General features: G+C 69.9%; 15 protein-coding genes. 12 read left to right on the plus strand and 3 right to left on the minus strand.

Annotation, left to right across the window (positions count from 1 at the left end; genetic code table 11):
• Positions 1-10: 10 nt before the first annotated feature.
• Positions 11-5,902: an OmpL47-type beta-barrel domain-containing protein gene (locus Q9R33_RS00985; protein ID WP_310249749.1), complete on the minus strand. Its 5,892-nt coding sequence runs from the start codon at positions 5,900-5,902 to the stop codon at positions 11-13.
• 203 nt (positions 5,903-6,105) lie between these two features.
• Positions 6,106-7,131 (minus strand): LacI family DNA-binding transcriptional regulator, encoded by a 1,026-nt coding sequence (locus tag Q9R33_RS00990; protein WP_235560204.1) that lies wholly within the window; start codon positions 7,129-7,131, stop codon positions 6,106-6,108.
• Between the two features lie 176 nt (positions 7,132-7,307).
• Between Q9R33_RS00990 and Q9R33_RS00995 the strand changes: the two genes are divergently transcribed.
• From Q9R33_RS00995 to Q9R33_RS01010, 4 genes are all read left to right on the plus strand, one after another.
• The gene (locus tag Q9R33_RS00995) at positions 7,308-8,603 is read left to right on the plus strand and encodes a sugar ABC transporter substrate-binding protein (RefSeq protein ID WP_311292576.1); all 1,296 of its coding nucleotides are present in this window, start codon (positions 7,308-7,310) and stop codon (positions 8,601-8,603) included.
• Positions 8,604-8,688: 85 nt separating this feature from the next.
• Positions 8,689-9,612, plus strand: coding sequence for a carbohydrate ABC transporter permease (locus Q9R33_RS01000; protein ID WP_056368634.1), 924 nt, complete (start codon positions 8,689-8,691; stop codon positions 9,610-9,612).
• Position 9,613: 1 nt separating this feature from the next.
• The gene (locus Q9R33_RS01005) at positions 9,614-10,507 is read left to right on the plus strand and encodes a carbohydrate ABC transporter permease (RefSeq protein WP_082496989.1); all 894 of its coding nucleotides are present in this window, start codon (positions 9,614-9,616) and stop codon (positions 10,505-10,507) included.
• Positions 10,504-12,450 (plus strand): beta-L-arabinofuranosidase domain-containing protein, encoded by a 1,947-nt coding sequence (locus Q9R33_RS01010; protein WP_311292577.1) that lies wholly within the window; start codon positions 10,504-10,506, stop codon positions 12,448-12,450. Before Q9R33_RS01005 ends, Q9R33_RS01010 begins: the two co-directional genes overlap by 4 nt.
• Before the next feature lie 13 nt (positions 12,451-12,463).
• Here the strand turns inward: Q9R33_RS01010 and Q9R33_RS01015 are convergent, their stop codons facing one another.
• Positions 12,464-13,579, minus strand: a complete 1,116-nt coding sequence (locus Q9R33_RS01015; protein ID WP_311292578.1) for an aminotransferase class V-fold PLP-dependent enzyme — start codon at positions 13,577-13,579, stop codon at positions 12,464-12,466.
• Positions 13,580-13,761: 182 nt separating this feature from the next.
• On the opposite strand from Q9R33_RS01015, the gene Q9R33_RS01020 reads away from it, so the two are divergent.
• Genes Q9R33_RS01020 through Q9R33_RS01055 form a run of 8 tightly spaced genes read left to right on the plus strand, consistent with a single transcriptional unit; the run spans position 13,762 to position 24,581 of the window.
• Positions 13,762-15,459: an ABC transporter substrate-binding protein gene (locus Q9R33_RS01020; protein WP_311292579.1), complete on the plus strand. Its 1,698-nt coding sequence runs from the start codon at positions 13,762-13,764 to the stop codon at positions 15,457-15,459.
• Positions 15,460-15,461: 2 nt separating this feature from the next.
• Complete coding sequence (locus tag Q9R33_RS01025) at positions 15,462-16,436, plus strand: ABC transporter permease (protein WP_310249736.1); 975 nt, start codon at positions 15,462-15,464, stop codon at positions 16,434-16,436.
• Positions 16,433-17,431, plus strand: coding sequence for an ABC transporter permease (locus Q9R33_RS01030; RefSeq protein ID WP_310249734.1), 999 nt, complete (start codon positions 16,433-16,435; stop codon positions 17,429-17,431). The genes Q9R33_RS01025 and Q9R33_RS01030 overlap by 4 nt, the downstream gene beginning before the upstream one ends.
• Positions 17,432-17,442: 11 nt before the next feature.
• Positions 17,443-18,303 carry an ABC transporter ATP-binding protein gene (locus Q9R33_RS01035; RefSeq protein ID WP_310249732.1) on the plus strand — a complete coding sequence of 287 codons (861 nt, stop codon included), beginning with the start codon at positions 17,443-17,445 and terminating at the stop codon, positions 18,301-18,303.
• Positions 18,300-19,160 (plus strand): ATP-binding cassette domain-containing protein, encoded by an 861-nt coding sequence (locus tag Q9R33_RS01040; RefSeq protein ID WP_310249729.1) that lies wholly within the window; start codon positions 18,300-18,302, stop codon positions 19,158-19,160. Before Q9R33_RS01035 ends, Q9R33_RS01040 begins: the two co-directional genes overlap by 4 nt.
• Positions 19,157-20,440 carry an alpha/beta fold hydrolase gene (locus tag Q9R33_RS01045; RefSeq protein ID WP_310249727.1) on the plus strand — a complete coding sequence of 428 codons (1,284 nt, stop codon included), beginning with the start codon at positions 19,157-19,159 and terminating at the stop codon, positions 20,438-20,440. The genes Q9R33_RS01040 and Q9R33_RS01045 overlap by 4 nt, the downstream gene beginning before the upstream one ends.
• Entirely contained in the window at positions 20,437-21,885 is a 1,449-nt protein-coding gene (locus Q9R33_RS01050; RefSeq protein ID WP_311292580.1) for an aminopeptidase P family protein, read from the plus strand. The genes Q9R33_RS01045 and Q9R33_RS01050 overlap by 4 nt, the downstream gene beginning before the upstream one ends.
• Positions 21,882-24,581: a beta-L-arabinofuranosidase domain-containing protein gene (locus tag Q9R33_RS01055; protein ID WP_311292581.1), complete on the plus strand. Its 2,700-nt coding sequence runs from the start codon at positions 21,882-21,884 to the stop codon at positions 24,579-24,581. The genes Q9R33_RS01050 and Q9R33_RS01055 overlap by 4 nt, the downstream gene beginning before the upstream one ends.
• Positions 24,582-24,635 lie beyond the last annotated feature (54 nt).

The following is a 24,635-nucleotide window of genomic DNA, read 5'->3' on the forward strand; positions in this document are numbered from 1 at the left end:
ATCGATCGGATCAGCGCTTCGGCTGGACCTGGACCGGGTCGGAAGCCACCCACTCGGTCGACGCGAAGCCCTTCTGCGTCGCGCGCACCTCCACGACGACGGACTTGCCGACGTCGGCGCCGCGCGGCGAGAAGGTGTCCTTCTTGGCGCCCGGAACGAGCAGGCCGTTGGAGCGCCAGCGGTACTCGAGCTTCACGCCCTCGGGCCAGTCGCTGACCGCTGCCGTGAGCTTGGCGCCCTGCCGCGGAGTGCCCTCGATCGAGACCTGCCCCGCCTCCAGCGCCGGCAGCGTGACCGGGCCCGCGGGAGCGGACTCGGCCGACGCCGACAGCATGCCGTCGGCGAAGCCGGTCACCCGGACCACGACGCTCTTTCCGCTGTCCTGCGCCCGGGGCACGAAGGTCGGGCCGTCGGCGCCGTCCACGATCGAGCCGTCCACGAACCACTGGTAGGCGTACGACACGTCGGCGGGCTCGAAGCCGGTCACGTCCGCGGCGAGCACGCCGCCGATCGTCGCCGATCCGGTGATCGAGACGGAGCCTGCCACGACCTGGCGCGGCTCGTCGGACTCTTCGACCGTGATGGTCGCCTCGTACCGCTCGTCGCCGCGGCTCGCCCGCACCGTGTACTCCCCGGCGTCGAGGCCCTTCGGCAACGCCGAGGTGTAGAGGACGCCCGCACCGTTCGACCCGGTCGTCAGCGTGCCGAGCTCGATCCCGCCGGGCTCCAGCGTCACCGCATAGTCGGCGTCGGCGGTGCCGTCGGTGAGGGTCACCGGGAACCCGGTGCCCGCGGTGACGGGTCCGGCCGGCACCTCGAGTGTGGGCTCGGCGGCGGCGGGCACATCGAGCACCTGCCACTCCACGATGCCGACATAGGCGGACGTGGGCTTGGTGAGCGTCGCCCGCAGCGCCGTCGTCGTCACCGTCCCGTGCGTCAGCACATCGAACTGGCCCACCGTCGTGGTGTAGCCCGACGGCTCGGGCACCTCGACCCACGAGTCGCCGTCGCGGTACTCCAGCTTCCATGCGCTCGGGAGGCCCATGCCGCCCCCGTCGTCGAAGAAGAGGATGCGGCTGGTGCCCACCGTGACCGGTTGATCCCACGTGAGCTGCGCCCACTGCGTGTCACCGGTGAGACCCCACGTGCCCCACGCGGTCGACTGCACCGTGACCGGGTGGTTCGCCACTCCGTCGTTGATGCCGGCGGCACGGTTCCACGATGTCGAAGCCGAAACGGTCGCCGTTGCGTTGCCTGCGACGTTGAGCGACTGACCGGGCTCACGCTCGGGCACCTCGATGGTCTTCTGCTCGGAGAGGTTCCCGGCGACGTCGACGGCCCGGTAGGTCACGGTGCCGGCATCGGTCAGGGTGACGGCGCCGGTGTACGTGCGCCACTCGCCGCCACCGATCCGGTACTCGCGCTTGGCGAGCCCCGAACCGCCCTCGACCGCCGCGATCGTGAGGCTGCGGGTCGCGGTGTCGAACGCAGCGCTCACCTCGGGCGCCACGGTGTCGATGCTCACGACGACCGAGACCACCGACGACACCAGACCGCTGTCGTCGGTCGCACGGGCACGGAGGGTGGTGGCACCCTGCGCCGTCACCTCGACCGGACCGGAGTAGGCGACCCACTCCGTGCCCGTCTGCACCTCGATCGCCGGCGACGCGTCGTCGTCGTCGACCGCGGTCGCCGACACTGTGACCGGTCCGGCGAACCAGCCGGACGCGGGCGCCGCCGGCGCGGTCGAGAGCGTCACGACGGGCGCCTGATCGGCGGTCGCACGCACGGTGACCGTGGCCACGGGGCGCTTGTCGGTGCCCTCGACCGCGCCTTCGACCGTGAACGTGCCGACCGTCCCGTACGAGGCGGGGTCGATCTGGTCCCACGCCGCCGACAGCGACGCCTGGCCGCCGTCGTTGTACACGGCGATCACACGGGCGGGCAGCACCGGCGCGGCGCCCCGTGCCGTCGAGACCTCGACCGGCTCGAAGGTGTTGATCTGCACCGCGGTGTTGGCACGCACCCACACGGTGGCCCGGGCGAGCGTCGAGGTGCCCTCGACGAAGCCGAGCACCGGGAAGGACGACTCCCCCGCGTAGGACGCGGGGTCGATGGCCTGCCAGCTCACCTCCCGCTGCTCGCGGGAGCCGTCGGCGAAGGCGACCTCCACCTCGGCGGGCATCGCAGGTGCCGTGCCCGGCACGGTGCGCACGGCCACGGACTCCACCGAGACCGGCGCCTCGGCGAGCGCCTGCCACTCCACGATTCCCGGGTACGACGCGCCGTCTCGGACGAGCGTCGCGCGCAGCGCCGTCGTCACGACGGGCGCGTGCGTCACCGAGTTGAAGACGCCGGCAGTCGTGCCGTACGCGCTCGCGTCGGGCACGTCGCGCCACGTCGAGCCGTCGAGGTACTCGAGCTTCCACGACGAGGGCGGGAGCACGCCGTCGGACGCGCCGTTGCTGTGGAACAGGATGCGGCTCTCGTCGACCCGCACCGGCGTCGGCCACGTGAGGGTCGCGGCGTACGAGTTGTTCGTCGCCGCGGTTCCCCACGTGCCCCAGGCGTCGGTCTCGGCCGACACCGGGTACGGCGCATTGCCGTCGTTGATGGCCGCGACGCGGTTCCAGCCGGTCACGGCGGATGCCGAGGCCGTCGCGTCGACGGCGATGTTGGTCTTCTCGGTCTCGCCGCCCGTCACGTCCAGCGTGACATCGCGGCTCGAGCTGAGCTCGCCGTCGTTCGCCGTGAGGCGGACCGTATAAGTGCCGGCTTCGGTGAACTGGACGACGGTGGTCGCGCTCGCCGGGTTGGCGAAGATCGCCTCGCCGCCCTCGGGGCCCGACGCGAGCGTCCACGACGAGATCAGCGCCAGCGACGGCAGGCCGTCGTCCGACACCGTGCCGATGATGCGCGCCTGCGAGGGCTGCGAGAACGTCGGATCGACGTACGCGCTCACGCTGGGTGCGGCGTTCGTCGACGGCGGCGCCTCGGCGCCCGTGGCGCGCACCTGGATCTCCTTGAGACCCGTTCGCGCTCCGGCGGCGTGCGTGACCGTCAGACGCACCTTGCTCGCGGTGACCTCGGGGAATCGCACGACGTTTCCATTGGCGGTGACGTGCGAGGGCGTGCGGGACTGACCCGGCACGGCGACCCACTCGCCGCCCGACTCGTACTCCAGTCCGTACATCTGAGGCAGCTCGTAGCCCGACACCGTCGCGGACGTCGACGTCTTGTAGAAGTCGAGTCGCACCTCGTCGATCTCCTTCGCCGAACCGAGGTCGACGACGAGGCTGTCGCTCGTGTTCGGCGACCCGGCCGTGCCCCAGAAGGGCTCGTTCGCGGTGGACCCGTCGACCGCGCCCTCGACGGGGCGTCCGTTCGCCGCGAACGTCGCGGTGATCGCGGCGCCCTCGGCGAGGTTGGGGGCGGCGGTGGTGGCCGTCGCGATGTCGGCGCCAGCCTTCGCGAACATGTCCACGACGCGTGCGTCGTCGGCGAACCGGATGTCGGCGGCGCTCGACAGGGCACCGGGCTGCTGCGTGACGACGGTCGCGCCGTCCTCCGGCAGTTCGACCGTGCCCGTCGCGGGGTCGTAGACGACGTGGGCGAGGTCGCTCACGGTGAAGGCGAGCGCACCGTCGAGGTACACGGAGTACCCGGCAGGTCCACCGTAGGCCGAGCCGTCCTCGTCCCACACGACGGCGAGGTCGCGGTCGTGGTAGCGGATGTTGTCGACGGCGAAGCTCGGCCACCCGATGTCGATCGGGTCGAGCTCGATCTTCGCGTCGGCGCGGGAGCGCACGCCCATCGCGTCCTCGATCACGGTGAAGTTGGTCGCGCCCAGGATGGTGTGGTGGATCCACGAACGGTAGCCGATCGATCCGCCGTCCTCGGCCGAGCCGTTCGACCAGAACTCGTTCTGGTTGGGCAGGCGGTTGTCGCCGTTCTGGTAGTGCGCCCACGCGTTCCAGTACAGGAGCTGCTTGTACATCTCGGGGGTGACGTAATCCTGGGGGTAATCACGGAGCACGGACGACAGCATCCGGAACCACACCGTCGAGTTGATCACCGAGAAGTTGTTCGATCCCGGCCCGCCGTAGTCCGCCTGGTCGACCTGGTTGGCCGTGTAGAAGGGGAACACCGGGTACTGGTCGGCGTCGGCGAACAGGCGCAGAGCCTCGACGTACGGCTGGTCGTAGTCCGCTTCTCCGGGCTTGGGCATGAGGCCCACCGAGAACGGGTAGTAGTTGTTGATCTCCTTCCACGGGTTCAGCGCCCCGTCGCTGGTCATGCGGTGCTTGAGCAGGTTGCCCTTGAGCCCGACCTGGTCGGCTGTGGCCTGCTCGGGCTCCCACAGGTACTCCAGTACGGCTGTCTTCACGCGCTCCGCGAGCGCGTCCATGTGCTCGGCGCCCTCGGTGTCGCCGGCGACGCGGTAGAACTCCGCCGCCGCCTTCGCATTCGAGTAGAGGTAGGCGCTCTCGGTGCGGTCCATGTTGGGGTTGTTCGGGCGCCAGTGGAACGACACGGCGTCGGCGTCGTTGCCGGTCATCGCGCCCCACGAGTACTCGATGAGGCCGTTGTCGTTGCCGTCGTAGGCCTCGAGCAGGCCCTCGACGTCGTCGCGCGAGTGGTCGCCGAGCTTCTCACCGATCGCGCCGGGGCCGCCGTGCAGCTCATAGGCACGCCACGCAGCCTCGGTGATGTACTGCGTGTAGCTGTTGGACCAGTTCGCCGGGTCGCCGGGGTTGTCGACGAACTTGCCGCCCTTCGACGTCTCGCCGACCGACACCGCGGGACCGTACGAGTAGGCCGGGTCGCGGAAGTACTTGAGGTCGTCGATGAACATGCCGACGGTGAGGACGATGGCGTTGTTGTACCCGAGCACGCCCTCCATCGACGTGGGGAACTGGTAGTCGTTGCCCGGGATGTCGGCGTCGAGGAAGTTGTAGCGCATCAGCCACCAGCGGTAGAAGAGCGTCTTGTCGATGTTGTCCTCGGGGGTGTCGAGGTACGGGATGTTGTCGACCCACCACTGGTTGTAGGCGCGCACGTGCTCGATGTACGCGGCGTCGGGAGTGAGGGCCCGGTAGTGCTGGTATTCGGTGGTCGAGGCCGGCACCTCCTCGGCGATGAGGCCGAGTTGCAGCTTCGTGGCGACCAGCCCGCCCGCGGGCACGTCGAGCGTCGCGACCAGCGAGCTGCCATCGGCCGCGAACCCGTCACCCGAGAGACGTGGGAAGAGGGTCGTGAGCTGGTTGTACGCGCTCACGACGCCGACAAGCTCATCGCCCTCGGCCCGGGTGGCGTGGGGAGACGTGGCCGTGATCTTCACGGTGTGCGCGGACGCGCCGGTGACACGGATGCCGGCGACCATGACGTTCTGGTCGGTGATGTACTTCGTCTGGGTCAGCGTGATGCCGCCGCCCGTGAACACCGAGGTGAAGTAGCTCGGAGTCTGGCGGCGCTGGCCGCTCTGCTCGGCAAGGGTCACGGGCGTGCCGTCGACCGTCACGGTGTAGGCGAAGCCGTCACCCTTGCCGGTGGTGTCGACGTACGCGGTGTCGCCGCGCCAGCCGAGCCCGGCGGGGTTGTGCGTCTTCATGAACGCCGTGCGCCCCCGCGTGAAGGCGACGGCGTTCTCGGTGCCGTCGAACATCGTTCCGGTGCGGGCGAGCATCCGGTCGAGCCAGAAGTCCTGACCCGGCGCCGAGCCGGCGCCGGCGGCGAGGTCGGCCGCGAAGACGGACGACAGATAGCCGCCCGGCGCGAACGCGACGCCCGTGTCGGGAATGGGCTCGGCCGAACCGACGAACGCCGGGTACCCCAGAGCGCTCTGGGACACCTCGGCGCCCGGGACGGCGACCGCCGCGGGTGCAGCGGCGGTCGCCAGCAACGATCCGACAAGGACCGAAACCGTTGATACCGCGATGAGATTCAAAGACCGCCGGCGGCGGTTCGGGGAATGGGGGACGCTCACAATGGCCACCTCTCGACGCTGAGATCACGCGTGAGCGGCAGTTTGGCAGTGTCCCCATCGTGAGCGCAATGGTTTTCGAAGATTTCGAAACTCAGGACCGCCGATGAGGGAACCCCGCGTCAGCGACGCGGGATCGTCGACCCCCTGATGACCAGACGGACCGGCAGATGGTGTGTTCCGTCACCGATGTCGACGCCGTCGATCGCGTCGAACACGCGCTGCGCGGCCTGACGCCCGAGCTGCTGGAGGTTCGCGTCGATGCTCGTCAGCTGGGGGCGCGAGTTCGTCGACAGCACCTCCCAGTTGTCGTAGCCGATCACCGCGAGATCCTCCGGAACGCTTCGCCCGAGGTCGCGGGCCGTGTCGAGCACGCCGCGCGCGATCTGATCCGAGCCGCAGAAGATCGCGTCAACCTCGGGGTGACGCTGCAGCAGCAGGGCCGCAGCATCCCTTCCCCAATGCTCGGTCCACTCCGCGAACATCGGCTCGCCGACGAGCTCGAGCCCCCCCGCCGCCAGCGCCGCCCTGGCTCCCGCGATGCGATCTTGCGCGGCGGCGTAAGACGGGTCGCCCGTGATGTGGGCGATGCGCGTGCGCCCACACGAGATGAGGTGCTCCACCGCCATGCGACCGCCGGTGTAGTTGTCGGGGGTGAGGGACAGGTCGCGGGGGTCGTCCGACGGCGCGTACGCGTAGACGACGGGCACCGGGATCTCTTGACCGAGCGACGGCCGCGGATCGGTCTGCCGGCCGACGACGATGATCCCGTCCACGCGGCGGCTGAGCAGCGCCCTGAGGTGGTGCTGCTCGCGGATCGCGTCGCCGCGAGCGTCGCACAGGAAGACGCTGACCTGGCCCGCGCCGAACGCATCCTCGGCACCCATCAGGATCGGGATCATGAAGCGACCTTCGAGGTCGCTCGTCAGGAGTCCGACCGTTCCCGTGCGACCGGCGAGAAGGCCTTTCGCCATCGCGTTCGGCGTGAACGCCAACTCTTCCGCGGCGCGCAGCACGCGCTGCCGGGTGGCGACGGCGACGTCGTCGCGGTTGTTGAGCGCCTTCGAAGCGGTAGCTATCGACACTCCCGCCCGTCGAGCCACATCGCTCAGGGTCGCGGCCTTGGAGCCGGTCTCGTTCGCTGCCACGGGCACCTCCTTCGGTGCTGAAACGTTATCGAAGAACCTACTTGACGTCATGATAATCGCCGCGATAACTTGCTCGAAATGGCTTTCGCTCATTTCGAGAGCCCGTGCACCCCACCGCAGCGGTGCCGACCCGATCGGCGTCATCCGCTCGAAGAAGAGCCAGAGGAGACAGTTGCATGAACACCACCCGACGTCGTGCCGCGCTGCGAGCGGCCACGGCCCTCGTCACGGCGGGCGCGCTCATCGGAGGCCTCGCCGCCTGCGCCGGCAGCGACACCCCCGCCCCGGCCGAGTCCATCCCCGCTGAGGGCGTCGACGACGGTTCGACGCTGACGCTGTGGACCCGCGCCCCGATGGAGGCCCAGGCGAACCTCCTGGTCGACGCGTACAACGAGAGCCACGAGAACCAGGTCGAACTGACCGTCGTGCCCAACGACGACTACGTCGCGAAGGTCGGCGCGGCCGCCGGATCCGGGGGTCTCCCCGATCTGTTCGCCGCCGACATCGTCTACGTGCCCAACTGGGTGCAGCAGGGGCTGTTCGCCGACATCACGGAGCAGATCGACGGCCTTTCCTTCAAGGATTCGATCAACCAGGGCCACCTGTCCGCGGGCACCTACGAGGGCGCCGAGCACGTGCTGCCTTTCGTGCTCGACCTGTCGATGCTCATGTGGAACAAGGAACTCTTCGAGGAGGCGGGCCTCGACCCCGAGAAGGCCCCGGAGACGCTCGCCGAGTTCGCCGACGCCGCGAAGGCGATCCAGGACCTCGGCAAGGACGGCGTGTCGGGCACTTCGGCGGGCCTGAACTGCGGCGGATGCCTCGTCTTCACCTGGTTCCCGACGATCTGGGCCTCGGGCGACGAGGTGATGAACGAAGACGGCACCGAGTCCCTCCTCAACAGCGACGCCGCGCAGGAGGTCTACTCCACATGGAAGGACCTCTACGACGCGGGCGCGGTGGCACCGGGTTCTGCCGATGAGACCGGACCCACCTGGGTCGCAGGCTTCCAGGAGGGCAAGGTCGGCATCATGCCGTACCCGGCGACGCTCCTCTCGGGGCTCGAGTTCGACGCCGGCGTGGCCGGCCTTCCGGGTATCGACAGCGGAGCCTCGACGTTCGTCGGCGGTGACGGCATCGGCATCTCGAAAGACTCGAAGCTGTCGCCCCAGGCGTGGAACTTCCTCGCGTGGATGATGTCGGAGGACGCCCAGGTGCAGGTGCTCGCCAAGGCGGGCAACGCCGTCTCGCGCTCCGACCTCGCTGACAACGAGTACGCCGCCGAGGACCCGCGCCTCGTCACCATCAACGAGGTGGCCGGCCAGGGTGACACGCCCGTGGCGCTGCAGTTCCAGCAGGCGTTCAACGCCCCCGGAAGCCCGTGGCTGACGCTGGTGCGCAACGCCGTGCTCGAAGGCACCGACACGGTCGACGCCGACAACGACGAGATCACGGCGGTCCTCAGCCAGTGATCCTCGCGGGCGGTGCGCATCGCACGGCGATGCGCACCGCCCTTCTTCTCCCTCCCCTCCCGCATTCCCCACCCGAAGGAGCGACGTGGCCTTCTCCACCGTTGCGCGCCGAGCGAGAGCACCGCGCAAGAACCGCCCGAGCCGGTCGGCCCTCGGCGGCCCACTGCAGGGTTGGCTCTACGCCCTGCCGACGGCGCTGTTCGTGGCCGCCCTGTTCCTCATACCGCTGCTGCTCGTGCTGCAGATGTCGGGGTCGGACTGGCCGCTGCTGCGCGGGAACCAGGGCTGGAACTTCCCGCAGAACTACACCGAGGCCGTCGACCTGCGGCTGTTCTGGGACTCGATCTGGTTCACGCTGAAGTACACGATCATCACGACCGTGCTCCTCATCGGCCTCGGACTCGGACTCGCCATGCTCGTCCAGGAGTCCACGGCGTGGAAGGGCTTCCTCCGCACGTCGTTCCTCATCCCCAGCGCACTGGGCCTGGCCTCGGCATCCCTCCTCTTCTATGTGCTGTACTCCCCGTTCGCCGGGCCGTTCGCCGATCTCATGCAGAAGTGGGGATTCACCTTCCTGGGCACGCCCGAGGGTGCGCTGTGGTCGACGGTGTTCCTCATCGTGTGGCGCTACGCGGGGTTCTACATGCTCCTGATGCTCGTCGGCCTCCAGGGCATCCCCGACGACGTCTTCGAGGCCGCGCGCATCGACGGCGCCTCACGCTGGCAGACCTTCCGGCACATCACGGTCCCGCTGCTGCGTCCCACCTTCGCGCTCACGATCGTGCTCTGCGTGACGGGGTCGCTGCTGGCGTTCGACCAGTTCTACATCCTGACAAAGGGCGGACCCGACAACAGCACCATGACCATCGTGCAGCTCATCTACAACGTCGCCTTCCAGGGCCGCAACGACCTCGGCATCGCCGCCGCTCTGTCGGTCATCGTGCTCCTGGCGCTCATCGTCATCAACGTGATCCAGCTGCGGGCGTTCCGCAAGCCTGAGGAGGCGTGACATGGCCCTCACCGACACCACCTCGACCCGCACGATCGTCGCTCCCGACCATCGGCCGACGCGCGCTCATCACGGCGCCGGACGCCGGGTGCTCGGCATCCCTTATGCCGTCTTCACCGGCGCGCTCGCGATCATCTTCCTCTACCCGCTGGTGTGGACGACCGTCTCGTCGTTCAGCCCGCAGGCCGGCTCCGCGCAGACAGAGGGCTGGGGCTTCGGCAACTACGTCTCGCTCGCGAACTTCCAGGCGGGCATCTGGGTCTACCTCGGCAACTCGCTGTTCGTGTCGCTGCTCACCGTCGTGCTGACACTCATCACGTCGTTCCTCGGCGGCTACGCGTTCGCGCGGTTCTCGTTCCCCGGCAAGAACCTGCTGTTCCTGCTCGTGCTCGCGATCCTGATGGTGCCGTACGCGACGCTGCTCATCCCGCTGTACGTGATCCTCAACGCGATCGGCCTCAACAACTCGCTGGTAGGCGTAGCGCTCGTGCTCACGATGTTCCAGCTGCCGTTCTCGATGTTCATGATGCGCATCTCGTTCGAGTCGATCCCGCGCGAGATGGACGAGGCCGCCCTCGTCGACGGCTGCAACAGCTTCTCGGCGCTGTGGCGGGTGCTGCTTCCGGCGGTCAAACCCGGACTCATCACCGTCGGCCTGTTCGCCTTCCTCACGGCCTGGAACGACTTCATCGCACCCCTCATCCTCATCAACGACACGAACCGGATGACGCTGCCACTGGCAGTCGCGAACCTCCGGGGTCAGGTGATGGGCGTCGTCGACTACGGCGCGACGGAAGCAGGCGTCGTCGTGCTCGCGCTGCCGTGCGTGGTGCTCTTCCTGGTGCTTCAGCGCCACTACGTCCGCGGATTCATGTCGGGAGCCTTCAAGGGATGACCATGCAGATCACCACCACCGCCCCTCACGCCCCCGTCGCGCCCTCGCGCGGCCGCCTGCGCCCATTGGGCCAGGACGAGGTCCGCATCACCGGCGGCTTCTGGGGTGACCGCCAGGCGGTCAACGCGGCGGGCACGTTAGCCCACATCGGCGCACGACTCGAGTCGGAGGGCTGGCTGCCGAACTTCGACCTGGCCGTCTCGGGCGGGCTGCCCGAGGGGCGCCGCGGCCGCGAGTTCTCGGACTCCGAGGTCTACAAGTACCTCGAGGGCCTCGCCTGGGAGATCGGTCGCACGGGCTCCCCCGAGCTCGAGCAGCGTTTCCGCGAGGTCGTGTCGCGGGTGTCCGCGGCCCAGGAGCCGGACGGCTACCTCAACACCAGGTTCGGCCGCCCGGGTCAGGGCGCACGGTGGTCCGATCTGGAGTGGGGCCACGAACTGTACTGCCTCGGCCACCTCTTCCAGGCGGCGGTGGCGCGGGCACGCACCCGCCCCGATGCCGACGACGGGCTGCTCGAGGTGGCGCGGCGTGCCGCCGACATGGTGTGCCGCGAGTTCGGCGCCGACGGGCGCGACGCGATCTGCGGCCACGCGGTCGTCGAGGTCGGCCTCGCCGAACTCGCCCGCGTCACGGGCGACGACCGCTACCTCGAGCAGGCGCGGCTGTTCGTCGAGCGGCACGGCCGCGGGACCCTCCGCGACATCGAGTGGGGCCGCAAGTACTACCAGGACGATGTCCCGGTCCGGGACGCCGAGGCGCTGCGGGGCCACGCCGTCCGGGCGAACTACCTCTCGGCGGGCGCCACGGACGTCGCGGTCGACACGGGCGACGTCGAGCTGCTCGAGTCCCTGCGCCGTCAATGGGACCGCACAATCGCACGCCGCACCTACATCACGGGCGGCCAGGGCTCCCACCACCAGGACGAGGCGTTCGGCGAGGACTGGGAGCTGCCCGCAGACCGCGCCTACTCCGAGACCTGCGCGGGCGTCGGATCGATCATGTTCTCGTGGCGACTGCTGCTGGCGGAGGGCGCCCCGCGCCACGCCGACCTCATCGAGCGAACCCTGTACAACGTGGTGGCGACCTCACCCGCGCCCGACGGCCGCTCGTTCTTCTACGCCAACACGCTGCACCAGCGCGTGCCCGGCATCCCCGCCGACCCCGACACGACGTCGCCGCGCGCCTCGTCGTCGCTGCGCGCGCCGTGGTTCGAGGTGTCGTGCTGCCCGCCGAACGTCGCCCGCACACTGGCGAGCCTCGACACGTACCTCGCGACCGCCGACGACGAGGGGGTGCAGCTGCAGCAGTACGCCCCGGCGTCCGTTCGCACCACGCTGCCCGACGGCCGTGTGATCGCGTTCGATGTCGAGACGGACTATCCGGTGTCGGGGCGTGTCCGGGTGATCGTGACGGATGCTGCGCCCGACGCCGATTGGACGCTCACGCTCCGCGTGCCCGGGTGGGCCGACGGTGCGCGCCTGCGGGTCGTTCCCACGAGCGGCGATGTCGCCGGCGAGTCGGATGCCGCGCCCGGTGCCGTCGAGGTGCGACGGGCCTTCCGGGCGGGAGACGTGGTCGAGCTCGACCTCCCCATGGCGCCCCGCCTGACCGCTCCCGACGAGCGCATCGACGCCGTGCGCGGATGCCTCGTCATCGAGCGCGGCCCGGAGGTCTTCGCCCTCGAATCGGTGGACCTCGCCGTCGCCGGCGTCGACGACGTGGCCCAGGTCGCACTCGCACCCGGCGCCGCGCCCGTCGAGCGCGACGGCCGCGTGTGGATCGACGTCGTGCGACACGGCGAGAGCGACGCCCGCTGGCCGTACGGCGAGCCCGGTGACGGGCTCGGAGGCGCAGCATCCGTTCAGGTTCCACTCGTGCCTTATCACGAGTGGGCCGAGCGAGGACCCTCGACGATGCGGGTGTGGATCCCGGCTGCCAGCTGAGCGTGCGGACCCGTCAGAGCGGCGCGCTCACGAGCTCCGCGACCCGCGGGAGGTCGTCGAGTCCTGTCGTGGCATGCACCGCGAACCGCAGCCGATCGTCGCCGTGCACCGTGACGGCCACGCCGTGCTCGGCGAGCCGGCTGCGGCGCTCGGGGGCCGAGCCGTCCGCCCACCGCGCCACCACGATCCCGGCGCGGTCGGCGGGCCGCCGGGGAGAGAGGACGTCGACGCCAACGGCGTCGAGCTCCGAGATCAGCGTCTCGACGCGCTCCGAGATCCGCCGCTCGACCGCGGCGACCCCGACAGTGCCGACCAGCTCGAGCGCCTGCGCGAGCATGCGGGCGGAGGCGGGCGATCCATTCGTGAGGCCGAGGTGCTTCGCCCCGGGGAGCACGGGATGCCGCACGCCGTCGTATCCGGCCGGCCGCTCGACGCCGGTCCACCCGCTCAGGCGCGGCACCATCGCGGCGAGCGCACGGGGAGACGCTGCGACGAAGCCGGTGCCCCAGCCCGCGCGGAGCCATTTCTGTCCGCCCGCGATCACGATGTCGGCGCACGCGAGCGGGAGGTCGACGGCGCCGGCCGCCTGGATGGCGTCCACGATCAGCAGACGGTCGCCGATGGCTTCCCGGATGCCCGCCAGGTCGGCGCGCCACCCGGTGCGGAAGTCCACGGCGCTGACCGCGACCGCCGTCGTCGAGTGAGCGAGCGCCGCAGCGACCCGCTCCGGGGTGACGGGCGACGTCAGGCTGTCGCCCGGCAGATCGCGCACGCGCAGGATCCCGACCTCCTGGGCACGCCACCACGGGTACAGGTTGGCGGGGAACTCCCCCCGCGACACCAGCACCTCGGCGCCTCCCAGCGCGAAGGCGACGTGGAACAGCCCGAGCGACGTGCTCGACACCAGGGCGACGTCGGCGGCCGGCATCGCGAGGAGCCGCGCGACCTGCTCGCGCGCGGCGAGGTCTTCAGCCGCCTCGTCGACGTCGCCGGTGGCCGCGGCGCTCCAGACCTCCGACGCGGCCTCGCACACGCCGCGTGAGGGCGGACCGAAGCGCGCGAAGTCCAGGTGGCCCGGAGTGGGCTCGAACGCCCCGAGGTAGCGCTCCATCGGGGCGGCGCCCGCCACGTGTTTCGCGGGTGTAAACATCGGACCTCCAGAATGACGATTCGGTCACAGCCGCTGCAAGACGGCCGCCCGACGAGATAGAAAACATTGGGTATTAAGTGCAGTTGTACATTGCACCGTCATGTTGTTTCATTGTTGAGTCACTCGACGCAACGGAGCAAGAGGAAGGAATGGTCGACCAGATGACCGCCAAGATGAGAGCCGCCGGACTACTCGCCGCCGGCATGACCGCAGCCCTGCTGCTGGCCGGATGCTCGGGAGGAACGTCCTCCTCCGCCCCCACCGAGGCCGCGTCCGGCGAGCCGCAGAAGGGCGGCACCGTGCACATGCTGCAGAACGCCGACTTCTCGTACCTCGACCCTGCCCGCGGCTGGGATGGCGGGGTCAACGCGTTCTACCGCCTGCTCTACCGCGGCCTCACAATGCAGGCGGCCGGAGACGCGGACGACCCGAACGCGATCGTCCCGGATCTGGCCGAATCGCTGGGCACGGCATCCGACGACGGTCTGACGTGGACTTACACGCTCAAGGACGACCTCGCCTTCGACAACGGCGACCCGATCACCTCGGCAGAGGTCAAGTTCGGCATCTCACGTGCGTGGGACCCGCAGATCGGCATCGGCTCCCCCTACCTGAAGAACGTGATCGACGCTCCCGCCGACTATGAGGGCCCCTACGTCTCCGGTGAGATCCCCACGATCGAGACGCCGGACGAGAAGACGATCGTCTTCCACCTCAAGGAGCCCTTCCCCGAGTTCGACAACGTGCTCGCGCAGTCGAACGCCGTGCCGTTCCCCCTCGGCACCGGCGGCGGCGACGAGTTCATCAACGACGTGATCGCCTCGGGCCCCTACACCGTCGACAGCTACACCCCGGGAAGCACCATCAAGCTCGTGCGAAACGAGCACTGGAACCCCGACACCGACGACGTCCGCAAGGCCTATCCCGACGCGTGGCAGTTCGACATGGGCATCGACGCCGCGACGATCGAGGAGCGCATGATCGCCGGCCAGGGCGACGACGTCAACGCGATCGCGGGCAAGATCAGCGGCGCCGCGCTGCCGCGCATCCAGACGCCCGAGCTGCAGGAGCGGGCGATCAAGGCGCCGGCGTTCTGCACGACCTACATGTCGATGAACACGACCAAGGCGCCGTTCGACGACGTGCGCGTGCGCCAGGCCGTCAACTGGGCTCTGGACCGCACCACCGTGCAGAACGCCTCGGGCGGCAACCAGCTGGCCGACGTCGCGACGACGATCATCCCGCCGGCGGTCAACGGTCACCGCGACTTCGACCTGTACCCCGCCACCGACGAAGGCGGCAACGCCGAAGAGGCGCAGGCACTGCTCGCGGAGGCGGGCCTGGCCGACGGCTTCGAGTTCACGCTCGACATCCGGTCGCAGCCGGCCATGCAGGCTCAGGCCGAGGCGGTCCAGGAGTCGCTCGAAAAGGTCGGCATCACCGTGAACCTCAACGTGATCGACACCGCGATCTACTACGAGACCATCGCGACGCCGGCGAAGCAGAACGACGCCGCCATCACCGGCTGGTGCCCCGACTGGGCTTCGAGCGCCAGCACGTTCATCCCGCCGCTGTTCGACGGCGCCATGATCACCGAGAAGGGCAACCAGAACCTGGCGCAGCTGAACGATCCGGCCGTGAACGAGCGCATCGCCGAGGTGCGCGCCATGACCGACGTCGACGAGGCCAACGCCGCGTGGGGCGACCTCGACGAGCAGATCATGGAGCTCGCTCCGATCGCGCCGCTCGTGTTCGAGAACGGCATCTTCCTGCCGGGCACGAACATCGCGGGCTACTTCCCCAGCACCAACATGACCGATCTCACGATCATCGGTCTGAAGGACCCCTCGAAGGGCTGAGCATGACCATCCCCTCGACCGTCATCGAGGTCGAGGCCACGCCGGGCGGCGACCCAGTACTCGAAGAGTCACTGGAGTCCCGCCCGGCCACTGGCCGGAAGCTTCTGCGCGGATTCCTCACCGATGTGCCGGCGATGCTCTCGCTCGGCTACATCGTCCTGATCCTGCTCATGGCGATCTTCGCGCCGCTCATCGTCCTGGTGAGCGGCTGGGGACCGTACGAGTTCGACCAGAGCGCGATCGACCCGAACATGGGCGCTATCCCCCTCGGTCCGCTCGGCGGCATCAGCGCCGAGCACTGGTTCGGCGTGGAGCCCGGCAGCGGCCGCGACATCTTCGCCCGCATCGCCTACGGCGCGCGCGTGTCGATGACGGTCGCCCTGTCTGCCACGTTCCTCACCACGATCCTCGGCGTGGTGTTCGGACTGCTCGCCGGCTACTTCGGGGGCTGGATCGACACCGCGATCTCGCGCGTCATGGAGTTCCTCATGGCGTTCCCCGCGCTCATCTTCATGATCGCGATCCTCTCGGCACTGCCGTCCGACAACCGCATCGTCCTGCTCGTGGTCGTGATCTCGCTGTTCGGGTGGCCGTACCTCGCGCGCATCGTGCGGTCGCAGACCCTGTCCCTCAAGGAGCGGGAGTTCGTGGAGTCCGCGCGAGCGTCGGGCGCCTCGGGCGCGCACATCATCTTCCGCGAGATCCTCCCCAACCTGATGTCGACGATCGTGGTGATGGCGACCCTCGCGGTGCCCGGCTACATCGGCACGGAGGCCGGCCTGTCGTTCCTCGGCGTCGGCGTGGTTCCGCCGACCCCCAGCTGGGGTCAGATGATCGCAGCGGCCGCCCCCTGGTACGCCGTAGATCCGATGTACTTCCTCATCCCCGGCACCTTCCTCTTCCTGCTCGTGCTGTCGTTCACGACGCTGGGCGACCGCATCCGCGCCCTCATCGGCAGTTCGGAGGTGCGCGCATGATCCGCTTCGTCGGCTCCCGCGTCCTGGGCATGCTCGTCGTGCTCTTCCTGGTGACCCTGTTCACCTACGTCATCTTCTTCGTGCTGTCGCCGGACCCTGCGGTGCAGATCTGCGGCAAGAACTGCACGCCCGAGCGCATCGAGCAGATCCGCGTCAACCTCGGCCTCGACCTGCCGTTCTGGCAGCAGTTCTGGGAGTACGTCTCGGGTCTGTTCACGGGGCGGGAGTACGTCGTCGCGGGTGCCGTGGTCTCGTGCCCCGCCCCTTGCCTCGGCTACTCGTTCCAGACGGGCCAGCTCGTGAGCGAGATGATCGTTCAGCGCCTGCCCATCTCGGCGACGATCGCCATCGGCGCCGCCATCCTGTGGCTCATCGGCGGGCTCGTCGGCGGCGTCCTGAGCGCCGTGCACGAGGGGAAGTTCACCGACAAGTTCTTCGCCGGACTCACCCTCGGCGCGATGTCGATCCCGAACTACGTGCTCGCGCTCGTGCTGCAGTTCGTGCTCGTGGTCGCGCTCGGCTGGCTGCCCTTCCCGCAGGCGGTGCCCTTCGCAGAAGACCCCGGCCAGTGGTTCCTGAACTTCCTCATGCCGTGGATCGTGCTGGCGGTCGGCTACGCCGCCGTGTACACGCGGCTCACGCGCGCGAACGTCATCGAGACACTGCAGGAGAACTTCGTCCGCACCGCGAACGCGAAGGGCCTCAGCTCCTCGCTGGTGTGGCGGCGTCACGCGCTCCGCCCGGCGCTCACGCCCATCGTCACGATCTTCGGCATGGACATCGCTGGACTCCTCGGCGGGGCCGTCATCACCGAGACGGTCTTCGGCCTCAACGGCGTGGGCAAGCTCACCGCCGACTCGATCTCGTCGAACGACCAGCCGGTGATCATGGCCGTGACCCTGCTGTCGGCGTTCTTCGTGATCGTCGGAAACCTCGTGGTCGACCTGCTGTACACGGCCATCGACCCGCGCGTGCGGACGGCGGCACGCGCATGACGGGAGAGAACGTGAACGACACGACCGGCGACCTGCTGCGCGTCGAGGATCTGAGCGTCGAGTTCCGCACCGCCGCCGGTGCGACGCGCGTCGTCGACTCCGTCGGCTTCGCGGTGCCGCGCGGCGGAGCCCTCGGCATCGTGGGAGAGTCCGGCTCGGGCAAGTCCATGACGAGCCTGGCGATCATGGGGCTGCTCCCGAAGGGCGGCACCGCGACGGGCTCCATCGTCTTCGACGGGAAGGATCTGCTGGCGCAGCGCGAGAGCGCGATGCGCCGCATCCGCGGCGATCGCATCGCGATGATCTTCCAGGATCCGCTGTCGTCGCTGAACCCTTACTACACGGTCGGCGTCCAGATCGCCGAGGCGTACCGCTCGCACCGCTCCGGCGTCTCGGCGCGCGCCGCGAAGAAGGTCGCCATCGAGGCGATGGAGCGCGTCCACATCCACGACGCGGCCCGTCGGGCGGACCACTACCCGCACCAGTTCTCGGGCGGCATGCGCCAGCGCATCATGATCGCGATGGCCCTGAGCATGGAGCCCGACCTCATCATCGCCGACGAGCCGACGACGGCGCTCGATGTCACGGTGCAGGCCCAGATCCTCGCTCTGCTGGCCGAGATCCGGCGCGACACCGGCGCCGGGCTGATCCTGATCACGCACGACCTGGCCGTCGTGAGCGAGGTGGCTGACCGCATCGTCGTGATGCGCGGCGGACGCCTCGTCGAACAGGGGTCGGTCGAGGACGTCTTCAGCGACCCCCAGCACGAGTACACACGGCGACTGCTCGACGCTGTGCCCCGCATCGACGACGAGATCGGCGAGCTCCGCACGACGGCGATCCCGGTCCTGCCCGGAATGGAGAAGCGATGACGGATGCTGCGCCCCTGTGCCGAGCGACGGCTCTGGTGAAGGAGTTCACCAGCCATGGACCGATGCTCAGCCGCCCCACGACCTTCCGCGCGGTCGACGACGTCTCGTTCGAGGTGTTCCGTGGCGAGACCCTCGCACTCGTCGGGGAATCCGGCTCAGGCAAGTCGACCACGGCTCGCCTCGTCGCACGGCTGATGGAGCCCACCTCCGGAACGGTCGAGTTCGAGGGTCAGGATGTCACGAGCCTGAAGGGCCGCGCACTGCACTCGTTCCGCAGCGACGTCCAGGTGATCTTCCAGGACCCTTACTCCTCGCTCAATCCCCGGCACACCGTCGAGGGCCTCGTGACGGCGCCGCTGCGCTACCAGAAGCGCCGGATCCCCGGCGGCGCCCGCGCGTTCACGCGCAGCCTGATGGAGCGGGTGGGGCTCAACCCCGACCACTCTGGTCGCTATCCGGCGCAGTTCTCGGGAGGGCAGGCGCAGCGCATCGGCATCGCGCGTGCACTCGCGGTGAGCCCGAAGCTGGTCATCTGCGACGAGGCCGTGTCGGCGCTCGACGTGTCGGTCCAGGCGCAGGTCATCAACCTGCTGCGTTCGCTCCAGCGCGACGAGGGGTTCGGCTACCTGTTCATCGCGCACGACCTCGCGGTCGTGCGCCAGATCGCGACCCGTGTGGCGGTCATGAGCCGCGGCCGGATCGTCGAGCAGGGCGAGCGGGACCGCATCTTCGCAGATCCCCACCACGAGTACACGCGCACGCTCCTCGCGGCGGTGCCGCGCATCGATCCCGAGTGGGACGCGCGCCGACGCGAGGCGGAGCGACGCCGCGCGGCGATGGCATCGGAGGCCTCATGACGACGACGTACCATCTGCCCGGCATCCGCGTCACCGAGACGCATGTCGACGTCCCCCTGGACTGGGACGAGCCGACCGGACCGTCGATCGCGGTTTTCGTGCGCGAACTCGTCGATCCCGATCGCGCAGGCGACGACCTGCCGCTCCTCACCTATCTGCAGGGAGGTCCGGGCGGCGCAAACCCCCGTCCGCTCAAGCGGGACGGATGGCTCGAGGAGGCGCTCGCGCACTATCGCGTCGTGCTTGTCGACCAGCGCGGAACCGGGCGCAGCCACCCCCTCGAAGCGGCCGACGTCGCACCGCTGGGCGCAGAGGCCGGCGCGGAGCTGCTCGCGAAGTTCCGCGCAGACTCGATCGTCCGCGATCTCGAGCACGTGCGCGTGACGCGGTACGACGGCCGGCGGTGGGCGACCCTGGCGCAGAGCTACGGCGGATTCCTCACGCTGACGTATCTCTCGATCGCCCCCGAGGCCCTCGCCGCCTGCTACGTCTGCGGCGGCATCCCGGGCACCCCGCCACGCGCGGACGAGGTGTACGCGCGAACGTTCGACCGCGTGGCCCAGAAGACGGCCGAGCTCTACCGGCGCTTCCCCGAGGACGCCGAAGCAGTCGGCCGCATCGCCGACGTGCTCTCGCAGGAGGACGTCGTCCTCCCCGACGGCGATCTGCTGACGGTGCACCGGTTCCAGTCACTCGGCATCGACCTCGGCATGAAGCCCGGGCACGAGCGTCTGCACTGGCTCGTCGAGAAGGCGTTCACGAGAGCGGGGCGACTCTCGACCGCGTTCCTGCAGGATGCGATGACCCTCACCTCGAGCGCGGGCAACCCGCTGTTCTGGACGTTGCAGGAGTCGATCTACGGCGACCCCGGCAGCGGACCGACCGCGTGGGCGGCGCAGGCCGCCCGCGAGGCGCGGCCGGAGTTCGGCCCGGACCGGCGGCCGCTGCTGTTCACCGGCGAGATGGCGTTCCCCTGGATGTTCGACGAGGTCCGGCTGCTGCGCGGCTTCCGCGACGCCGTCCACGCGCTCGCCGAGCGGACGGAATGGAGCCCGCTGTACGACGCCGCAAGACTGGCCGACTCGGAGGTGCCGCTCGCGGCGGTCGTGTACTACGACGACATGTTCGTCGATGCGGGGCTGCAGCTCGACTCGCTGTCGCGCATCGGCAATGCGCAGTACTGGGTCACCAACGAATACGAACACGACGGAATCGGGTCGGGCCGGACGTTCACCGCGCTGCGGGAACTCGTGCGCGACCGCGGAGGAGAGACACGATGACGCACCACCACACCGCTCCCGTGCGCCCGCGGTTCGCGGGCACCCGCTATCCGCGGCTGGCCGAGATCCCCGCCTTCACCGAGTTCATCGCGTCCGGCTGGGACGACGTGGCCGTGCACCCGACGCTCCCGGCGGGGACCGCGGCGGCCGCCGCGTCCCACCGCGCCCGTCTGAGCGCGGCGCTGCCGGGGAAGACGCTCGTGGTCGCGGCGGGCGCCGCGCCCATCCGCAACGACGACGCCGCCTACGGCTTCCGCGCCGACAGCAGCTTCGTGTGGCTCACCGGTTGTCAGGTCGAGGGGGCCCTGCTCGTGATGTGGCCCGCCGCCGGGGGACACGACGCGGTGCTCTACCTCCCGCGGCCGTTCCGGCCCGGCGACGCCGGCTTCTTCTCGGACGCTGCGCACGGGGAACTGTGGGTCGGCCCCTCGGCCGGCCTGCCGGAGTGGAGCGATGCCCTGCAGGTGACCGTCGAACCGCTCGAGTCACTCGAGGTCCGTCACGCCGACCTGCGGGGCGCGCAGGCCGCCCGCTCGGCCGCCCCGCTGGCGACGACGGCGGGAGCGAGCGTGTCGCCCGAGCTCGAGCGCACGCTGTCGCGCCTGCGCATGGTGAAGGACGAGTGGGAGATCACGCAGCTGCGAGCGGCGGTGGACGCGACGGTCGGCGGGTTCGCTGCCGTCGTCGCCGAGGTGCCGCGGGCGATCGCCGACAGTCTCGGCGAGCGATGGCTGCAGGGGACGTTCGACCGCCACGCCCGAACGTTCGGCAACGGCCCAGGCTACTCGACCATCGTCGGCTCGGGCGCGCACGCCCCGATCCTGCACTGGGTCCGCTGCGACGGGCCGATCCTGCCCCACGCCGCGCTCCTGCTCGACATGGGCGTCGAGACGCATTCGCTGTACACCGCCGACGTCACGCGCACGGTCCCCGCCGGCGGCACGTTCACCAGCGCCCAGCGCGCCGTGCACGACCTCGTCGAGAAGGCGCATCGCGCGGGCCTCGAGCAGATCCGTCCCGGCACGCCGTACCTCGACTTCCACTTCGCGGCCATGGAGGTCGTCGCGCAGGGTCTGCACGACTGGGGTCTGCTGCCGGTGTCCGTCGACGAGGCCCTTTCACCTGAGGGGCAGCAGCACCGCCGCTACCTGGCGTGCGGGATCGGGCATCACCTGGGCCTCGACGTGCACGACTGCAGCCAGGCGCACTACGAGGACTACATGGGTGCGGACCTCGAGCCGGGCGTCGTGATGACGGTCGAACCGGGGCTGTACTTCCACGCGCACGACCTCACGCTGCCGCCCGAGCTGCGCGGGATCGGCGTGCGGCTCGAGGACGACATCCTCGTCACGGAGTCCGGCTCGGAGGTGCTCTCCGACGGCCTCCCGATCGACGCAGACGGCATCGAGCAGTGGACGCGCGGGCACCTCGGGTCCGGCGCATGACGACCGCGACGACTACGCCGCGCGCCCTGGACTTCCCACTCTCCGACGTACGGCTCGGCGACACCAGCGTCTTCCAGCGCGCCCTCGTCGAGATGCTGCACCTGGCCCGGGTCTATCCCGTGGACCGGCTGCTCGCCGTGTTCCGCGCGAACGCCGGGCTCGACACGCGCGGCGCCCTGCCTCCGGGGGCATGGGAGGACTTCGGACACCCCGCAGAAGACGCGTGGAGCGAGCACGACTACCCCGGACGTGAGGCGGCACAGACCGCGAATCTGCTGCGCGGCCACTACGCCGGCCATTTCCTCTCGATGCTCGCGATGGCTGCCGCGGGCGAGGCCGACCCGGCGCTGCGCGCGAAGACCGACGAGTTCGTCTCCGGCCTGGCCGAAGTGCAGGCGGCGCTCGCGGCCACCGGCCGCTACTCCCACCCCGGGTTCCTCGCGGCCTACGGGGAATGGCAGTTCTCACGTCTCGAGCACGGCGCTCCCTATGGCGAGATCTGGGCTCCGTACTACACGTGCCACAAGATCATGGCCGGGCTGCTGGACGCGTACGAACTCGCAGGCAACGAGGAGGCGCTGCGCGTCGCCACGTCGATGGGCCACTGGGTGCACGGCCGGCTGTCGCGGCTCGACGACATCACGCGACAGCACATGTGGTCGCTCTATATCGCCGGCGAGTTCGGCGGCATGAACGAGACGATGGCCCGCCTCGCCGTCGTCGCCGACGAGCCGGTCTTCCTCGCCACGGCGCGCATGTTCGATCAGCACGACCTCATCGCCGCGGGCGCCGCGCGCCGCGACATCCTCGACGGCATGCACGCCAATCAGCACCTGCCGCAGCTGATCGGCTACGTCCACGAGTACGAGGCGACCGGCGACCGCGCATACCTCGAGGCGGCCGCGGGACTCTGGGATCAGGTGGTGCCCGGGCGCATGTACGCGCACGGCGGCACCGGCGAGAGCGAGATCTGGGGACCCGCCGGGCGCGTCGCGGGCGACATCGGGCACCGCAACGCCGAGACCTGCGCGACGTACAACCTGCTGAAGCTCTCCCGCCTGCTCTTCCAGCACACGCTCGACCCGAAGTACATGGAGTACTACGAGCGAGGGGCCCTCAACCACATCCTCGCGTCGCGCCGCGACGTGCGCTCCGACACGAGCCCCGAGGTCGCCTACATGTTCCCGGTCCACCCGGGCGCCCTTCCCGAGTTCGACAACATCGGCACCTGCTGCGGTGGGACAGGCCTCGAGAACCACGTCAAGTACCAGGACTCGGTGTTCTTCCGCGGCGCGGCCGCCCGCGCCGAGCTATGGATCAATCCCCACACGTCGGCCGAGCTCACGTGGCGCGCGCAGGGCCTCCGCGTCGTCGTCGAGTCCGCGCTCCCCCTCGCGTCCGAGGTGCGCGTGCGCGTGGAACGGATCGACGGATGCCTCGACCCAGTGCCGCTGACCGTGCACGTGCGCGTCCCAGGATGGGTCGCGGGCGCCGCGTCCGCCCGCATCGGCGCCGAGCCGCTCGCCCTCGACGCGAAGCCCGGCCGGTACGCGGACGTCGAGCGCGACTGGACGCCGGGCGATGAGCTGGTCCTCGACCTGCCGATGAGCCTGCAGGCGCACGCCGCCGTCGACGACGCCCAGGTGCGTCACCTCGCGTTCGGCCCGAACGTGCTGGTCGCCCGCTCCGACAGCACCACGTGGCTCGAGCTGGCGCTGGATCGCCGGCGCCTCCTCGACGGCACGATCCTCGCCGACGACCCCGATCCGCGCGGGTCGCTGCTCTCGTCCGGTGCCGTGCGGGTCGACGGCATCGCCTTCGAGCCCGTGTGGACGGGATCCGACGCCAGGTACCACATGTATGTGCGCTCGGCGGATGCCACGATCGGCTTCGCGGGTGTCGACACCGGCGTCGCCGCACGCCGTCGCGAGGATGACACCACGATCCTCGCCGACGTGTGGGCCGCGCCGCTTCCCCGAACGCGCAGCGCGTTCGTCGCGCGCGTGCTGGATGCGGTGCGCCGCGGTCATGCCGAGGGTCTGCTCGGTCTCGGCGAGGCGCGGACGGTCCTCCTCGGTGCGATGGAAGTGGATGCGGCGGCCCTGCGCGCGACGGCCGAGAACGCGCCGGATCTCGGCCCCGCCCAGGAATGGCTCGAGCAGACGGCAGACGCCGAGGACGCGGCATCCGTCCCCATCGTCGAGATCCTCACCCCCGAGCCCGCTTCGTCCGGTTGGCACACGTCGCCGCCGCGGATCGGCGTGCGCGCGACGGCCGGCCCCTCGAGCGTCGACGACGTCGAGGTGCGCGTCGGCGAGCGCGACTGGCGGGCGTACGACGGGGCGTTCTCCATCGAGGTCGAGGGATCGGTACGCGTCGAGGCGCGCGCGACGGCAGCGGGCCGCACGGGATTCGCGGCGCGCACGCTGCATATCGACACGTCTCCCCCGACCACCGAGGCCCGCGTGAAGACGCTGGGTTCCAGCGTGGAGATCACGTTCGTCGCGCGCGACGACGTCTCGGGCGCGGAACGCGTCCAGTGGGCGGGCCCCGGCACGTTCTGGGCGACGTTCCAGGAGGCTTTCGTGCGCGCGCTCACCGACGAGGAGCAGATCATCGAGTACGCCGCGACCGACCGCGCCGGCAACGAGGAGCCGCGTCGGAGGCTCGTGCTGCCTGCCCGCCCACCCGGGTAGACGCGGTTGCCCCCATCCGATTACAATTGCAATTGCACCTTCGACACTGGAGAC

Origin of the sequence: Microbacterium sp. PRC9 (assembly GCF_031844125.1) — a bacterium.
Lineage (GTDB): Bacteria > Actinomycetota > Actinomycetes > Actinomycetales > Microbacteriaceae > Microbacterium.

What these genes read in the sequence shown, in the direction of transcription:
- Q9R33_RS00995 (WP_311292576.1), top strand. Translation starts at nt 7,308, where the DNA reads ATGAACACCACCCGACGTCGTGCCGCGCTGCGAGCGGCCACGGCCCTC.
- Q9R33_RS01005 (WP_082496989.1), top strand. Translation starts at nt 9,614, where the DNA reads ATGGCCCTCACCGACACCACCTCGACCCGCACGATCGTCGCTCCCGAC.
- Q9R33_RS01010 (WP_311292577.1), top strand. Translation starts at nt 10,504, where the DNA reads ATGACCATGCAGATCACCACCACCGCCCCTCACGCCCCCGTCGCGCCC.
- Q9R33_RS01020 (WP_311292579.1), top strand. Translation starts at nt 13,762, where the DNA reads ATGACCGCCAAGATGAGAGCCGCCGGACTACTCGCCGCCGGCATGACC.
- Q9R33_RS01025 (WP_310249736.1), top strand. Translation starts at nt 15,462, where the DNA reads ATGACCATCCCCTCGACCGTCATCGAGGTCGAGGCCACGCCGGGCGGC.
- Q9R33_RS01030 (WP_310249734.1), top strand. Translation starts at nt 16,433, where the DNA reads ATGATCCGCTTCGTCGGCTCCCGCGTCCTGGGCATGCTCGTCGTGCTC.
- Q9R33_RS01040 (WP_310249729.1), top strand. Translation starts at nt 18,300, where the DNA reads ATGACGGATGCTGCGCCCCTGTGCCGAGCGACGGCTCTGGTGAAGGAG.
- Q9R33_RS01045 (WP_310249727.1), top strand. Translation starts at nt 19,157, where the DNA reads ATGACGACGACGTACCATCTGCCCGGCATCCGCGTCACCGAGACGCAT.
- Q9R33_RS01050 (WP_311292580.1), top strand. Translation starts at nt 20,437, where the DNA reads ATGACGCACCACCACACCGCTCCCGTGCGCCCGCGGTTCGCGGGCACC.
- Q9R33_RS01055 (WP_311292581.1), top strand. Translation starts at nt 21,882, where the DNA reads ATGACGACCGCGACGACTACGCCGCGCGCCCTGGACTTCCCACTCTCC.